This window comes from Pseudomonas sp. ICMP22404, assembly GCF_006227205.1.
In the GTDB taxonomy this organism is placed as follows: domain Bacteria; phylum Pseudomonadota; class Gammaproteobacteria; order Pseudomonadales; family Pseudomonadaceae; genus Aquipseudomonas.
On the sequence record NZ_VCNG01000001.1, the window covers coordinates 210590 to 225208 of the forward strand.

At 62.1% G+C, this 14619-nt stretch carries 13 protein-coding genes; 5 read left to right on the plus strand and 8 right to left on the minus strand.

The window, feature by feature from the left end:
* The first annotated feature begins 214 nt into the window (after positions 1-214).
* On the plus strand, positions 215-2071 hold the full coding sequence (locus FGE05_RS00935; protein WP_139640817.1) for a DEAD/DEAH box helicase: 1857 nt from the start codon (positions 215-217) through the stop codon (positions 2069-2071).
* 242 nt (positions 2072-2313) lie between these two features.
* On the opposite strand, the gene FGE05_RS00940 is transcribed toward FGE05_RS00935, so the two are convergent.
* The 3 genes from FGE05_RS00940 to FGE05_RS00950 form a co-directional block, all read right to left on the minus strand.
* Positions 2314-2910 (minus strand): YceI family protein, encoded by a 597-nt coding sequence (locus tag FGE05_RS00940; RefSeq protein WP_139640819.1) that lies wholly within the window; start codon positions 2908-2910, stop codon positions 2314-2316.
* 32 nt (positions 2911-2942) lie between these two features.
* Entirely contained in the window at positions 2943-3494 is a 552-nt protein-coding gene (locus FGE05_RS00945) for a cytochrome b (protein WP_139640821.1), read from the minus strand.
* A gap of 568 nt (positions 3495-4062) precedes the next feature.
* Positions 4063-5832, minus strand: coding sequence for a flavin monoamine oxidase family protein (locus FGE05_RS00950; protein ID WP_139640823.1), 1770 nt, complete (start codon positions 5830-5832; stop codon positions 4063-4065).
* A 222-nt stretch (positions 5833-6054) separates the two neighbouring features.
* On the opposite strand from FGE05_RS00950, the gene FGE05_RS00955 reads away from it, so the two are divergent.
* Positions 6055-7461, plus strand: coding sequence for an adenosylmethionine--8-amino-7-oxononanoate transaminase (locus FGE05_RS00955; protein WP_139640825.1), 1407 nt, complete (start codon positions 6055-6057; stop codon positions 7459-7461).
* 131 nt (positions 7462-7592) lie between these two features.
* Positions 7593-8312, plus strand: a complete 720-nt coding sequence (locus FGE05_RS00960) for a 16S rRNA (uracil(1498)-N(3))-methyltransferase (protein ID WP_139640827.1) — start codon at positions 7593-7595, stop codon at positions 8310-8312.
* Between the two features lie 127 nt (positions 8313-8439).
* On the opposite strand, the gene FGE05_RS00965 is transcribed toward FGE05_RS00960, so the two are convergent.
* On the minus strand, positions 8440-9342 hold the full coding sequence (locus FGE05_RS00965) for a transporter substrate-binding domain-containing protein (RefSeq protein WP_139640829.1): 903 nt from the start codon (positions 9340-9342) through the stop codon (positions 8440-8442).
* Positions 9343-9366: 24 nt separating this feature from the next.
* A complete protein-coding gene (locus FGE05_RS00970) occupies positions 9367-10608 on the minus strand; it encodes a D-amino acid dehydrogenase (RefSeq protein WP_139640831.1) in 1242 nt (413 codons plus the stop codon).
* Positions 10609-10713: 105 nt separating this feature from the next.
* Here FGE05_RS00970 and FGE05_RS00975 point away from each other — a divergent pair, with 105 nt between their 5' ends.
* Positions 10714-11631 (plus strand): LysR family transcriptional regulator, encoded by a 918-nt coding sequence (locus FGE05_RS00975; protein ID WP_139640833.1) that lies wholly within the window; start codon positions 10714-10716, stop codon positions 11629-11631.
* Here FGE05_RS00975 and FGE05_RS00980 read toward each other — a convergent pair.
* Entirely contained in the window at positions 11628-12245 is a 618-nt protein-coding gene (locus FGE05_RS00980) for a hemolysin III family protein (protein ID WP_139640835.1), read from the minus strand. The two genes, FGE05_RS00975 and FGE05_RS00980, sit on opposite strands and share 4 nt — an antisense overlap.
* A gap of 153 nt (positions 12246-12398) precedes the next feature.
* Between FGE05_RS00980 and FGE05_RS00985 the strand changes: the two genes are divergently transcribed.
* A complete protein-coding gene (locus FGE05_RS00985) occupies positions 12399-13319 on the plus strand; it encodes a LysR substrate-binding domain-containing protein (protein ID WP_139640836.1) in 921 nt (306 codons plus the stop codon).
* 124 nt (positions 13320-13443) lie between these two features.
* Here FGE05_RS00985 and madM read toward each other — a convergent pair whose 3' ends face one another.
* Positions 13444-14208: a malonate transporter subunit MadM gene (madM, locus tag FGE05_RS00990; RefSeq protein ID WP_139640838.1), complete on the minus strand. Its 765-nt coding sequence runs from the start codon at positions 14206-14208 to the stop codon at positions 13444-13446.
* Between the two features lie 5 nt (positions 14209-14213).
* Positions 14214-14606, minus strand: a complete 393-nt coding sequence (gene madL / locus FGE05_RS00995) for a malonate transporter subunit MadL (RefSeq protein ID WP_139640840.1) — start codon at positions 14604-14606, stop codon at positions 14214-14216.
* Positions 14607-14619 lie beyond the last annotated feature (13 nt).

Sequence of the window (14619 nt, forward strand, 5' to 3'; positions counted from 1 at the left end):
CTCGCGCCTTCCCGCCAGGCTCACGCCCGGACGCCCGGTCTTGCAAAAGGCATCCCGACACCGCTACAGCGCAGCTTCCAGCCAGCGCGAGCCTTGTCCGGAGCTGTCTTCCAGACCCGGCAGGACCGGACGGGATGACGTCTTCTTTTGAACGTCATTCGCGCCAGGCAAGACTATCCCATTGGGCCAGGCCCTCACTAAAACAGGATTACTCATGTCCTTTGCTTCCCTCGGTCTCTCCGAGGCTTTAGTCGGCGCCATCGAAGCCGCTGGCTACACCGAGCCTACCCCGGTGCAACAGCGGGCCATTCCCGCCGTGTTGCAAGGTCGCGACCTGATGGTCGCCGCGCAGACAGGTACTGGTAAAACCGGCGGTTTCGCCCTCCCGATCCTGGAGCGGCTGTTCCCTAACGGTCACCCGGACAAATCCCAGCGTCACGGCCCGCGCCAACCGCGCGTGCTGGTCCTGACCCCGACCCGGGAGCTGGCTGCCCAGGTGCACGAGAGCTTCAAGATCTACGCCCGTGACCTGAAATTCGTCAGTGCCTGCATTTTCGGCGGCGTTGGCATGAACCCCCAGGTCCAGGCCATGGCACGCGGCGTCGATGTGCTGGTGGCCTGCCCCGGCCGCCTGCTGGATCTGGCTGGCCAGGGCAGCGTCGACCTGTCCCACGTTGAAATCCTCGTGCTGGACGAAGCCGACCGGATGCTCGACATGGGCTTTGTCCATGACGTGAAGAAAGTCCTCGCCCGCCTGCCCGCCAAGCGGCAGAACCTGCTGTTTTCGGCAACGTTCTCCAAGGACATCACCGACCTGGCCGGCAAGCTGCTGCACAACCCGGAACGCATCGAAGTCACGCCACCGAACACCACGGTCGAGCGCATCGAACAGCGCGTATTCCGCCTGCCAGCCAGCCATAAACGCAGCCTGCTGGCACACCTGATCACCACCGGTGCCTGGGAACAGGTCCTGGTGTTCACCCGCACCAAGCACGGCGCCAACCGCCTGGCCGAGTACCTGGACAAGCATGGCCTGCCGGCCGTGGCGATCCACGGCAATAAAAGCCAGAACGCTCGCACCAAGGCCCTGGCCGACTTCAAGGCCGGCGAAGTCCGGATCCTGGTAGCCACCGACATCGCCGCCCGCGGCCTGGACATCGACCAGTTGCCCCACGTGGTCAACTTCGAACTGCCGAACGTCGATGAAGACTACGTGCACCGTATCGGTCGTACCGGCCGGGCCGGTCGTTCGGGCGAAGCGATCTCGCTGGTCGCACCGGATGAAGAAAAGCTGCTCAAGAGCATTGAGCGCATGACCCGGCAGAAGATTCCCGATGGCGACCTGATGGGCTTCGATGCCAGCACCATCGAGGCCGAGAAGCCTGAAGTGCGTGAGCGTCCGGACGTGCGCAACCCGCGCAATCCACGCGGCCCACGGGGCGACGGTCCGAATGGCGGCGGTGGCGGTCGCAAGGACAAGGGCAAGGACAAAGGCAAGGAAAAGCCGGCCGGCAGCAGTCGTGGAGAACGCCCGGCGCGCGAGCAGAAGCCTCGCGAAGGCACGCCAGCCCGTGAGCAACAGCGCCCAGCCCCTCGTGCCGCCGCTGATCGCGCCCCGGACGAGTTCCTGGATGACGATATCGACAACTTCGGTAACCGCGTCGACTACGTGCCGCAGCAGAAACCGGCCCAGGGTCGTGGTCGCCGTCCGGGTGCCCCGGCCCAGGGTGCTGGCGCAGGCGCGCCACGCAGCGGTCAGTCGCAGGGGCGCCAGAACGGTCCGCGCAACAGCAACGGCTCGACCACCGGCACCCCGCCCGCCAAGCGCAACGGCCCACGCAATGGCGGCCCTCGCGATGGCCAGGCGCGTCGCGAAGACTCCCGCCCTCGCCGCCCGGCCCGCGATGACCAGGCGAGCCAGGAACCTGCAGTGCAGAACCCTCGTGGCAACCAGCCGAAAATCATGCACAAGGAATCGAAGCTCGATCGTTTCCCGACGCCTGAACAGCTGGACCAACTGCCAAGCCGCCCACGGGGTGAAAAACCTGCATTGCTGACTCGCAATCGCTGAGTTCTTCCAAACCGTAAAATGCCCCTGATCTCACGATCAGGGGCATTTTTTTTCGGTCGCCACAAAATCCCTTGTGAGAGCGAGCCTGCTCGCGATAGCAATCCAACTTTGACGACTATGTTGACTAACGCACCGCTATCGCGAGCAGGCTCGCTCCCACAGGAAAGCTCGGTGGAAGGAATCCGGGGCAATAAAAAACGCCCCCGATCGCAGGATCGGGGGCGTTTTTTTAGGCGCGAATATTACTTCGCCTTGACGCCTTCAAACGAAACGTACAGCTCGACCACGTCGGACGATGGGCCCAGGTCTTTTTGCTTGCCGAAGTCGGAACGCTTGATGCTGGTGGTGCCTTCGAAACCGGCACGGTAGCCGCCCCATGGATCCTTGCCTTCGCCCAGGAAGGTAGCCTTGACCACCACTGGCTTGGTCACGCCCAGCAAGGTCAGGTCGCCGGTAACATCGGCAGTTTCCTTGCCATCGGCGTTCTTGCCTGTGGATTTGACGCTGGTGGAAACGAAGGTAGCCTTGGCAAACTTGCCCGCGTTCAGGAAGTCAGGGCTGGCGATGTGCTTGTCACGTTCGGCGTGGTTGGTAAATACGCTGGCGGTGTTGACGTTGAACTCAACCTTGCTGGCTTCAGGCTTGGCGGCATCGAAGCTGAACTTGCCGTCGATATCCTTGAAAGTACCGGTGATGTAGCTATAGCCCAGGTGGCTGATCTTGAAGTCGACGAAGGCATGCTGGCCTTCCTTGTCGACCACATAGTCGGCAGCCATGGCCTGGCCGGCCGACAACAGTGCAGAACCGATTGCCAGGGCGGCGAGCGTCTTTTTCAACATGCTTTCTATTCCTTTGGAGTCGAGGTTGAACATCAGGCTTGGCGCCCCAGCATTCGCTTGAGGGTCGCGTCACGGTCGATAAAGTGGTGTTTCAGTGCTGCCAGTGCATGAAGGCCGGAAAAAACGACCAGCGCCCATGCCAGGTACAGGTGGATCTGGCCGGCGACGTCTGCCTGGTCTGGCAATCCGGACACCAGCGCGGGTACTTCAAACAAGCCGAACACCGGGATCCCGACACCGTCTGCGGTGGAAATCAGGTAACCGGCAACCATCACGGCAAACAACCCGAGATACAGGGCACTATGACCGAGCTTCGCACCGATACGGGTCATGCGCCCATAGGTGTCCAGGGTCGGTGGCGGTGGGCTGATAAAACGCCAGATCACCCGCAGCAGCATCACCGCCAGCAACACCAGGCCAATGCTCTTGTGCAGGTCCGGCGCGTCTTTGCGCCAGGTGCTGTAGTAATCCAGTCCGACCATCCACAGCCCCAGCGCGAACAACCCGTACACCACCAGCGCGACGCCCCAGTGCATGACGATGCTGACCCAGCCGTAGCGAGAAGAAGAGTTGCGTAGCTGCATTGCTCATATCCTGTAAAAACTGCGACCAAGACTAGCGAGTTATCTATCGATTTAAAGCGGAAATTTTCGCTTTGAAATATCGAGAAATACGATCATCAGTCTGGGTGGGGTGGGTTAAGGAAAGATTAAAGCGAATGGATGGTGTCACGGCGGATAAGACAGGTCTTTCGGTAGCCATCGCGGGCAGGCCCCGCTCTGCCGTGGGCCGTGCCGCCCGGGCTCCCGATCCGCTCAGAACATCAATTGACCGAGCATTCAGGCTTATAGGGGTCTATCTCGCATCTATAGGCTAATTGAGGGTCCCGCTTCGGAATCATTTTTGCCTTTGTAATGAACTCATCAGATACGCAACCAGCAAGAGCCGCCAGGATTATTACGATTGTTGTTACTTTCATGTTCAGTGCTCCGGTTTTCTACGCAGCCTAAAACCTGCGATCCGGGCCAACCCATCATTCCGTTCCGATTCCCCTGTGGGAAGTATCTGATATACCCAATGCCTGAACATCGAGCTTGATAGCAGGCAAAAAAAAGCGCGACCCTTGGGCCGCGCTTTCTTTACGCCTGGACGTTACTGAGCCGGGGTCTCAGTGGTTGTCGCCGGTTTGGCCGCTGGCTTCTTCGCCGGTTCAGCCTTTTTCGCTGGCGCCTTGGCCGGGGCTTTTTTTGCCGCGGGTTTGGCTGCCGGCTTCTTCGCCGTGGCTTTGGTCGTGGCCTTTTTGGTCGGCTCGGCTTTTACCGGCGCGGCAGGCTTCGGCGCTTCCACAGGCGCTGGGGCCGGGGTTGGCGCTGGAGCAGGGGCCGGGGTCGACGGAGCGACCGGCTCGGGTGCCTTGGCCGGCTCTGGCTTCTTCTCGTCATCCGAACCACCGAACAGGTTGGTGAAGAAGTTGCCTTTCTTCGCTGCCACCGCACCTGCAGCCGCCGCTGTCGCGGCCGGTGCGACCTTGGCCGGTTCGAACGACTTGCCCGCCGCCAGGTCTTGCACTTGGCTGGCCGCGCGCTGGCCGCTGCGCAACGCGCCTTCCAGGGTGCCCGGGTACAAGGCGTCCGTGTGTTCGCCGGCAAAGGCTACGCGCTGCAATGGTTTTTCCCACAGACGCCAGTACTTGCTGATCTGGCCCGGACCAAAGGCCAGGTACGAACCGCCCGTGGACGGGTCGGTGCTGTAGCGGCGGATTTCGTACCCGGTGAAAGCCCCACGAGCCTGTGGATAGAACGTGTGCAGGCGGATCAGTACCTGGTCGACCATCTGCTTGTCGCCAAAAGCCTGCATCACCCGGGCACTGTCGCCCGAGAGATTGATGATCACATTGGCACCGCCCTTCACGGCCGGTTCGATCCACATCATGCCCAGGCCGGTATTGCTGAAGATTTCACCCGACATGCGCGCCTTGCTGTCCCAGACCGGGGTCTTGAACTTGAGCATGATCTGGTCGCGCCAGCCGTAGTTGGTGCTCTTGATCGCGCCAAGGTGCTGGGCGTCCAGGGCCGGGGTCAGCTGGATCTTGTTCAGGGCGCGCAGCGGTACGGCCAACACCACGTAATCGGCCTGGTAGCCGACGCTGCCGACCTTGACGGTCACGCCGTCCTTGTCCTGGGAAATGGCTGACACCGGAGAATCGGTTTTGATGGTTTTCAACTGCTTGAGGAAAGCCTGGGCCAGCACCTGACTGCCGCCGAGCAAACGCGAAGCCCGCAGGTCGCGGTCGGATACGCCGCGATTGACGCGGTTCTGCTGTGCGAAATACAGCAGCGACAGGCGCGACGGTTCGTCGTAACGGGTACGGATCTCCTGATTCACCAGCTGACGTGCAGTGGCCGGCAGTTGCAAGCGATCGAGCCAGGCAGACACCGTCATCTGGTCCAGAGCGTGCAACGTGCTGGTAGCCGTCGGGTTCAACGGGTCTTCGATGGAGCGCGCCAGCTCGTCCAGGGTGGTTTCGTAGCGCTTGATGGCTTCGGCGGTGGCTGGCTGCTTCGCGGCCAGGTCAGCGGCGGTGAAGTAAGTGCCGTCGATCAGATAGCTGGGGGTGCGCACGAACTCGGGGGCCGGGGTGGTGCCCAGCTTGAACGTCGAGACATATTTGTTGAGCACCGGCTGTGTCTTTTCGTTGCCGATCCACTCACTGGTGGCCATGCCCGAACGACCGCCCACGCTGGGTTTGGCTTCCAGCAGGGTCACCACCCAGCCTTTGTTCTGCAACTCATAGGCCGCTGTGAGCCCTGCCAGGCCGCCACCGATGACGATGGCCGTCGGTTGCTTGTCCTTCGCCAGCGCCGTAACGCTGAACAGCCCTATCATTACCAACGCACACGCGCGCAGCCAACCAGCAGACATTCAGCGAACTCCGGAATAAAACAGGGAAATTTCAGGTTTCGAGCCAGTCGGCTCAGAGAACGGCGAAGAATACGCCAGCCATCAAAACGCCGCCAGCGACGTCTATCGCCTCGCTCAAAGCAGCAGGAACGACACAATGGGTTGTTCGCAGGGCCGTCATTGCATAGGCTTGCCCGATTGTTTGGCCCGCGCCCGCCGCGAGCCGCCTCGAGGAGACTGTAAATGGGCCTGAATAACCAGTGGATGCAACGCGACCTCGCGGTGCTGTGGCATCCCTGCACCCAGATGAAAGACCACGAACAACTGCCGCTGATCCCCATCAAGCGCGGTGAGGGCGTGTGGCTGGAGGACTTCGAAGGCAAGCGCTACCTCGACGCCGTCAGCTCCTGGTGGGTCAATGTATTCGGCCATGCCAACCCGCGCATCAACCAGCGGATCAAGGACCAGGTCGACCAGTTGGAGCATGTGATCCTCGCCGGTTTCAGTCACCAACCGGTGATCGAGCTGTCCGAGCGCCTGGTGAAGATGACGCCTGAAGGTCTGACACGGTGTTTCTACGCCGATAACGGCTCGTCCTGCATCGAAGTGGCGATGAAGATGAGCTTCCATTACTGGGTCAATCGCGGCCGTTCCGACAAGAAGCGCTTCGTCACCCTGAGCAACAGTTACCACGGCGAAACGATTGCGGCGATGTCGGTGGGCGACGTACCGCTGTTTACCGAGACCTACAAGGCGTTGCTGCTGGACACCCTCAAGGTACCGAGCCCCGACTGCTACCATCGCCCCGAGGGCGTGAGCTGGGAAGAGCATTCACGCACGATGTTCGCCGCCATGGAACAGACCCTCGCCGAACACCACGACACCGTGGCTGCGGTGATCGTCGAGCCGCTGATCCAGGGCGCCGGCGGCATGCGCATGTATCACCCGGTGTACCTGAAGCTGCTGCGCGAAGCCTGCGACCGCTATGGCGTGCACCTGATCCATGACGAAATCGCCGTGGGCTTCGGCCGTACGGGAACGATGTTCGCCTGCGAGCAGGCCGGTATCACGCCGGACTTCCTGTGCCTGTCCAAGGCCCTGACCGGTGGTTACCTGCCACTGGCGGCGTGCCTGACCACCGACGACGTCTACAGCGCGTTCTACGACGATTACCCCACCCTGCGCGCCTTCCTGCATTCCCACAGTTATACCGGTAACCCGCTGGCCTGCGCGGCCGCCTTGGCCACGCTGGATATCTTCGAAGAAGACCACGTCATCGACAACAACAAGGCCCTGGCCCAGCGCATGGCGAGCGCAACCGCGCACCTGGCCGATCACCCGAACGTGGCCGAAGTGCGCCAGACGGGCATGGTGCTGGCCATCGAGATGGTCAAGGACAAGGCGAGCAAGACCGCCTACCCCTGGCAGGAGCGGCGCGGCCTGAGCGTGTTCCAGCATGCCCTGGAGCGCGGTGCGTTGCTGCGGCCACTGGGCAGTGTGGTGTATTTCCTGCCGCCGTACGTCATCACCCCGGAGCAGATCGACTTCCTGGCACAAGTGGCCAGCGAAGGCATCGACATCGCCACCCGGGATACGGTCAGTGTGGCGGTGCCGAAGGACTTTCATCCGGGTTATCGCGATCCGGGCTGAGCCTGGGCCACCGCCATCGCGGGCAAGCCTTGCTCCCACAGAGAAATGCGAAACCACTGTGGGAGCAAGGCTTGCCCGCGATGAGGCCGGGCGCTTCAACCACGATCATTTTTTTCTTGCAGAGACTCCACATGAGACTGTCCCGCTTCTTCATCGACACCCCCCTGAGCCTCGGCGATCACGAGTTGCCCGAAGCCCAGGCCCATTACATCGGCCGTGTGCTGCGCATGGCCGAAGGTGATGCGGTGCAGGTGTTCGACGGTTCGGGCCAGGAGTTTCGCGGTAGCCTGGCTGAAGTCGGCAAGAAGCGCGTGCGGGTGCAACTGGACGAACAGTTCGCCGGGCAGCCTGAATCGCCGTTGCGTATCCACCTTGGCCAGGGCCTGTCCCGGGGCGAACGCATGGACTGGGCGATTCAGAAAGCCACCGAGCTGGGAGTCAGCGAGATCACACCGATTTTCAGCGAACGCTGCGAAGTGCGCCTCAAGGACGAGCGCGCCGACAGACGCCTGCTGCACTGGCGCCAGGTGGCGATCAGCGCCTGTGAGCAATGCGGACGCTCGACCGTACCGGTGATCCATCCGCCGTTGCTGCTGGCCGACTGGCTGAAGCAGGCCGACGCCGAGCTGAAGCTGGTGCTGCACCCGGTGGCCGAACCGCTGGTCAGCCACGCCAGACCCTCGACGCTGGCGTTCCTGATCGGCCCCGAGGGCGGTTTGTCCGAGGCCGAAGTCGAACAGGCCCAGAGCGCCGGTTACCACGCCGCCCGCCTCGGTCCCCGTGTGCTGCGTACCGAAACCGCGCCGGTGGTGGCGCTGGCAGTGGCGCAGCAGTTGTGGGGGGATTTCTAGACCCGTCGAAGTTTCACTTGTGGGAGCGAGCCTGCTCGCGATAGCGGTGTATCAGTCAATCACCTCCTGATTGACACGCCGCCTTCGCGAGCGGGCTCGCTCCCACAATGGTTATTGGCATTGCCGATTATTGCACCGGATCACTCACCGGCCTGGCGATAATCGCCTTCAGCTCGCTGGTCATCGGGAACTCCAGGTTCAGGCCCTTGGGGGGAATCGGTTTCTGGAACCAGCGGTCGTAGATAGCGTTGATCTCACCGGACTTGTACAGGTCCCCCAGGGTCGCATTGACCAGTGCCAGGAATTGCGGATCATCCTTGCGCACCATGCAACTGTAGATTTCCCGCGACTGTTCTTTGCCCACCACGACCCAGTTGTGTGGATCGCGTGCCTTGGCTCGTTCGCCATAGAGCAGCGCATCGTCCATGTAAAAAGCCGCCGCCCGGCCGGTCTCGAGCATCTGAAACGCCTCGCCATGGTCTTTCGCACTGATGATGAACATGTCGGCCTGGTTGTCCTGGTTGTAGCTTTTCAGGAAACGCTCGTTGGTGGTGCCTGCGGTGGTCACCACGTTCTTGCCGCGCAGGTCGGCAAAGCTGTGGATGCCGCTGTCCCTGGCCGTCAGCAACTGGCCCTTCACGTAGATGAAACCGTAGGAAAACGCCACTTGCTTCTGCCGCTCGGCCGTCACCCCGGTGGAGCCACATTCCAGGTCGACGGTGCCGTTCTGCACCAACGGGATGCGGGTCTGGGAGGTGACCAGGTTGTACTTCACCTCCAGTTGCGGCAGCGCCAGTTGGGCCTTGATCCGCTCGACGATTTTGTTTGCCAGGTCCACCGAGTAGCCCATCGGTTTGCCGCTGCTGTCGCCTATGTAGGAAAACGGCACCGAAGCGTCGCGATACCCCAGGGTGATGCCATGGGTGCTGGCGATTTTCTCCAGCGTGCCGCTCGGAGGTGCTTGTGTAGCGTGGGCATGGGCGCTCAACAACAGGCTCAGGGTGCAGCCGATCAACGTGATTTTTTGCATTGTTATTCTCCGTTGCGGGGTGGGTCAGGCGGCGCGGGGCGTGAGGCCCTGCAAATCTATGGACGGTGTGCGCTGGCGGATCAGTTCGCTGAGCAGGCGAGCGCTGCCACAAGCCAGGGTGAAACCCAGCGCCCCATGGCCGAGGTTGAGCCACAGGTTGCGATAGCCGGTGGCGCCGATCAGTGGCACACCGCTGGGAGTGGCCGGGCGCATGCCGGCCCATGCGATGGCGTGCTCGTAATCCCCGGCCAGGGGAAAGGTTTCCTGGGCCTGGCGCTTGATCAGGGCCAGGCGTCGCGGATCCGGCGTCGGGTCGAAGCCGACGATATCCACCATCGCCGCCACCCGCAAATACTCGCCGATTCGCGCATAGACAATCTTGCGGTCATAGTCAGTGATGCTCAGGTCCGGGGCCCGATGCGCTGCGCCAATCGGCACGGTCAGGCTGTAACCCTTGAGCGGGTACAGCGGCATTCGCACTCCCGGTAACGCCAGGGTCGCGCTGCGGTGACCGGCGGCAATCACGAGGCTGTCCACCGGCAAGCGCTGTCCATTCAATTCGATGGCGTGCACCTGTCCATCGGCGTGGCAAATGCCGGTCACCGTCTGCCCCAACAAGAATTCACAGCGCCCCGACGCCTGCAGGCGTGCGGCCAGTTGCTGGCAAAAAGCGTGGCAATCGGCGACCTCCTCGTCCGGCGTGTAGATCCCGCCCACCAACGGCACGCCCGCCAGCGCCGGCTCCAGGCTCGCGCACTCGGCGGGCCCGAGCACCTGCTGGTGCACGTTGTCCGCCAGTCGCCGCCGGGCATGGTGGAAATGGGCTGCGTCACGAAACGTCACCAACTTGCCATTGCGCCGCCAGTCGAAGCCATCGAGGCGATCGTCTTCGCGCCAGCCCTGCATGGTGGCCTGGCTCAGCAGTGCCAGGCGTAACAGGTGGGCGCTGTTGCGTCGGTTGATCGACGTCCGGCACGCCGCGATGAACGCAGCCATCCAGCGCCACTGGGCAGGATCCAGGCGGGGCCGCAACCTGAGTGGCGAATCCCCGCGCAACATCCAGCCGAGCGCCTGCCAGGGCACCCCAGCATCCGCCAGGGGGGCAACGTAGCGATAGGACAATTGGCCACCGTTGGCAAAGCTCGTCTCGCTGCCCAGCGCATCCCTGGCTTCCACCAGCGTCACGTCGACGCCGTCGCGAACCAGTGCATAAGCCGTCGCCAGCCCGACCACGCCACCGCCGATGATGCACACCCGTTGTCCCATGTCCGCCTCACATCCGTTTCCGATCAGTCGAGATTAGGGGCAGGTGACAGCCTCGGAACAATGAATAAAGATGGAGCACCTATAAACAAAGGTTATGGGCCCGCCATGCGCCTTCGTCATATCGAAATTTTCCAGGCCATACGCCAGGCCGGCTCCATCAGCGGCGCCGCGCAGTTGCTGCACGTTTCCCAACCGGCGGTGACCAAAGTGCTGCAGCACGCCGAGCAACAGCTGGGATTTGCCCTGTTCCTGCGGGTGCGCGGCAAGTTGCAGGCGACCCCCGAAGCCCTGGAGCTGGAGCGCGAAGTCGACAAGGTCAGCGAAAGCCTGCAAGGCGTGCGGCGACTGGCCCAAAGCCTGCGCCGCGAGCCCGGTCACAACCTGCGCATCGGCGCGACCCCGGCCCTGGCCCTGTCGCTGCTGCCGGCGGCCATTCATCAATGGACCCGGCACTACCCGGACATTATCTGTGAACTGTCCAGCGCCCACAGCCGTGAACTGGTGCAGAACCTGTTGATGCGCGAGATCGACGTCGCCCTGACCTTGCAGCCACCTGATCATCCGGGGCTCAAGGCCCAGCCCCTGGCCAGCGGGGTGCTGGTGGCGCTGGCGCCAAAGGGGCACTGGAGCGACGCGGCGGTGGGTAAACCGATGTCGTTGCAGGAACTGGCCGGCGCGCCCCTGATTGGCCTTTCCAGCGCCGATCCGCTCTCGGCCCGACTGGACGGCTATCTGGAAGCGGTGGCCCCTGCGCCACGCATCAGCATCGCCGTGCAGACCTATTCGCTGGCCCGGGCCATGGTGGAATCAGGCGCCGGCATGGCGGTGATCGACCCGTTCACGGCCCTTGGCGCCTCGAAGACCTGCACGGCGATCCGACCGTTGTCGCCACCGCTGCCCATCTCGCTCTACGCCGTGACCCGGGCCAATGAAGCGCCGGCACATACCCTGGGCGCCCTGCTGGAGATTTTCGCCAGTCAGGCCCAGGAGCAACTGGATCGGTTGTTCACGGCTGCCCACTAAAGGACGTAGAACAGAATCGCCACGAAGTGCAGCAGGCTGCCGGCGATCACAAACAGATGCCAGATGCCATGGGCATGACGCAATCGTTTATCGAGGGCGAAGAAAATGATGCCCACGGTGTACAACACCCCACCCGAGGCCAGCCAGGCGAAACCGGCGCTGCCCAGGGCCGCCAACAGCGGCTTGACCGCCACCAGCACGATCCAGCCCATCACGGCGTAGATCACGATCGACAGGATCCGCGCCTCGGAACGCGGCTTGATCTCTTGCAGGATGCCGATCAATGCCAGCCCCCAGACGATCCCGAACAACGTCCAGCCCCACGGCCCACGCAGGGTCACCAGACAGAACGGTGTATAACTGCCTGCGATCAGCAAGTAGATCGAAAAATGATCGACCTTCTGCATGATCGCTTTCTTGCGCCCGCGCACGCTGTGGTAGACCGTCGAGGCGCTGTACAGCACCAGCAGGGTAAACCCGTAGATCGCCACGCTGACGATCTTCCATGGATCGCCGGTCAGCCCGGCAAGCACCACCAGCCACACTCCGCCGATAAACGCCGCAATCGCTCCAACCAGGTGGGTCCAGGCGTTCAGTCGCTCCCCATGATACATCGATTCCTACCCCTCCATGATGAAACACGCGCCAAGGCTCAGGCCTGGGGCGCAAAAGTGCAATGGTTTGCTGTGAGTTGCGATCATCTGTAAATCTCCTCGCACCCAGGTTCATTGGGGCACAATCGGATGACACGAATAAGAGTCCGCCCCATGCTGATCGACGAAGAATTGACCCTGAAGAAACTCGAGGTGTTCCTGGCCTTCATGCGCACCGGCAACCTGGCGCGGGCAGCGGCGGAGTTGCAGACCAGCAATGTCAGCGTGCACCGGGCGATTCATTCGCTGGAAAGCGCCCTGCGCTGCCCGCTGTTCAAGCATGAAGGCCGCAACCTCACACCGCTGGAAAGCGCCTATGTGCTGGAGGAGCGGGCGCAGAAGCTGATCCAGGATGTGGTCGAAAGCGTACGCCTGACCCGCGAAGCCGCCGGGTTCTCCGCCGAGCGCTTCAAGCTGGGGTCGCTGTACTCGCTGACGGTCAAGACCGTGCCGCAGTTGATCATGGGCCTGAAGATCCGTCGCAGTGAACTCAACATCGATCTGATCATGGGCTCGAACATCGACCTGCTGTACAAGCTCAAGAACATGGAAGTCGATGCCATCCTGGTGTCCCTGGACGACAGCGTCAACGACCCGGATTGCGAACACATCGCCCTGTTTTCCGACGACATATTCCTCGCCACGCCGGCCGACTCACCGTTTGCCCAACGCAGCGAAGTCGACCTGGCCGAAGTCCGTGACGAGACGTTCATCACCCTGACCCAGGGCTTCGCCACCCATCAGGACGGGGTACGGGTATTCAGGCAGGCGGGGTTCGAGCCGAAGGTGGCGATGCAGGTCAACGACATCTTCACCCTGCTGAGCATGGTCAGCTCAGGGGTGGGTTATGCCTTGCTGCCGGGCAGGATTGCGGCCGTGTACGAGAACCGGGTGAAACTGATCCCATTGCAGGAGAAGTACCGCTTGCAGCAACACATTGGCGTGGTCTTCCTCAAGGCCAAGGAGCGCGATCCGAACCTGCTGGCGTTGCTTGCCGAATGCCGGATGTATGCCAATCGCCAAGCCATCCCATGATCGTCCCCACGCTCTGCGTGGGGATGCTGCCCGGGACGCTCCGCGTCCCAAAAGCGTGACGCGGAGCGTCAAAAGAGGCATTCCCACGCAGAGCGTGGGAACGATCAAACTGCAGCCTGCAAAACTAGCCCATCAGCCCGCGCATGATCAGGAACAACACCGAAGGGCCCAGCAAACAACCCAGCGCGGTATAGAACGCCGCCGTCAGGCACCCATACGGCACCAGTTTCGGATCGGTCGCCGCCAGCCCGCCGGCCACGCCGCTGGAGGTGCCCATCAACCCGCCGAAGATCACTGCACTGCGTGGATTGTTGAGGCCAATCATCGGTGCCACGAAAGGCGTCGCCACCATCACCAGGATCGCCTTGATCAGCCCGGCGGCAATGGACAGCGCCATCACCTCGGAACTGGCGCCAATGGCCGCTCCGGTAACCGGTCCGACGATGTACGTGACCGCCCCAGCGCCGATGGTAGTCAGGCTCACCGCATCGGTGTATCCGAAGGCCATCGCCACACCCACGCCGGCAATGAACGAGGTGCCCACACCGACAAACAGCGCCAGCACCCCGACGAAACCGGCACGCTTGAGCTCCTCGACACTCACCCCAAAAGCCGTGGCGACAATGGCAAAGTCCCGCAGCATGGCGCCGCCCAGCAAGCCAATTCCGGAAAGCAGTGGAATATCCACCACGCCCTTTTGCCCCCCGGTCATCGCCCCGCCGATATACGACAGTATCAACCCCAGCAAAATCGCGATGGCCGAACCGTGCAGGCGGCCCTTGGTGAACGTGTTGCTGATCCAGTACGACACCCACATGGTGATACCGACAATCGCAAAACCACTGATCAGGCCGTAGCCGGTAATCACTTTCATCATTGATTCGTACATGGCGATCACCCTACCGTCTTCACGGAAACGTTGGCTTCAGGCCCTTTGTTGCCGATGCGCACCAGCACCGGCACCAACGCAAAGGCAATCACCACCGCCAGGGTCCCGGCCAGAATCGCCATCGGTCCGCCCTTGAGCGCACCATAGACATTTTGCTGGGCCGCCATGGCAACCACGATGGGAATGTAGATCGCACTCCAGAATTCCACGCCGGCCTCGGATTTGCCCTTGAACAGACCGCGCTTGCTCAGATAACTGCCCAGACCGATCAACAGCAGCATCGCAATGCCGACGCCGCCGACGTTGGCCGGCACGCCGATCAGTTTGCCCAGCAGCTCACCGATGAAAATACCCGTCAGGGTACAAAAGGCCAGAAATGCCACACCGTAAATAATCATTGTCGTAGTCCTC

Coding starts and splice junctions, on each gene's coding strand:
- madM (WP_139640838.1), bottom strand. CDS start 14,208: ATGTACGAATCAATGATGAAAGTGATTACCGGCTACGGCCTGATCAGT.
- FGE05_RS00945 (WP_139640821.1), bottom strand. CDS start 3,494: ATGCAGCTACGCAACTCTTCTTCTCGCTACGGCTGGGTCAGCATCGTC.
- FGE05_RS00985 (WP_139640836.1), top strand. CDS start 12,399: ATGCTGATCGACGAAGAATTGACCCTGAAGAAACTCGAGGTGTTCCTG.
- FGE05_RS00940 (WP_139640819.1), bottom strand. CDS start 2,910: ATGTTGAAAAAGACGCTCGCCGCCCTGGCAATCGGTTCTGCACTGTTG.
- FGE05_RS00970 (WP_139640831.1), bottom strand. CDS start 10,608: ATGGGACAACGGGTGTGCATCATCGGCGGTGGCGTGGTCGGGCTGGCG.
- FGE05_RS00965 (WP_139640829.1), bottom strand. CDS start 9,342: ATGCAAAAAATCACGTTGATCGGCTGCACCCTGAGCCTGTTGTTGAGC.
- madL (WP_139640840.1), bottom strand. CDS start 14,606: ATGATTATTTACGGTGTGGCATTTCTGGCCTTTTGTACCCTGACGGGT.
- FGE05_RS00980 (WP_139640835.1), bottom strand. CDS start 12,245: ATGTATCATGGGGAGCGACTGAACGCCTGGACCCACCTGGTTGGAGCG.
- FGE05_RS00950 (WP_139640823.1), bottom strand. CDS start 5,832: ATGTCTGCTGGTTGGCTGCGCGCGTGTGCGTTGGTAATGATAGGGCTG.
- FGE05_RS00960 (WP_139640827.1), top strand. CDS start 7,593: ATGAGACTGTCCCGCTTCTTCATCGACACCCCCCTGAGCCTCGGCGAT.
- FGE05_RS00935 (WP_139640817.1), top strand. CDS start 215: ATGTCCTTTGCTTCCCTCGGTCTCTCCGAGGCTTTAGTCGGCGCCATC.
- FGE05_RS00975 (WP_139640833.1), top strand. CDS start 10,714: ATGCGCCTTCGTCATATCGAAATTTTCCAGGCCATACGCCAGGCCGGC.
- FGE05_RS00955 (WP_139640825.1), top strand. CDS start 6,055: ATGGGCCTGAATAACCAGTGGATGCAACGCGACCTCGCGGTGCTGTGG.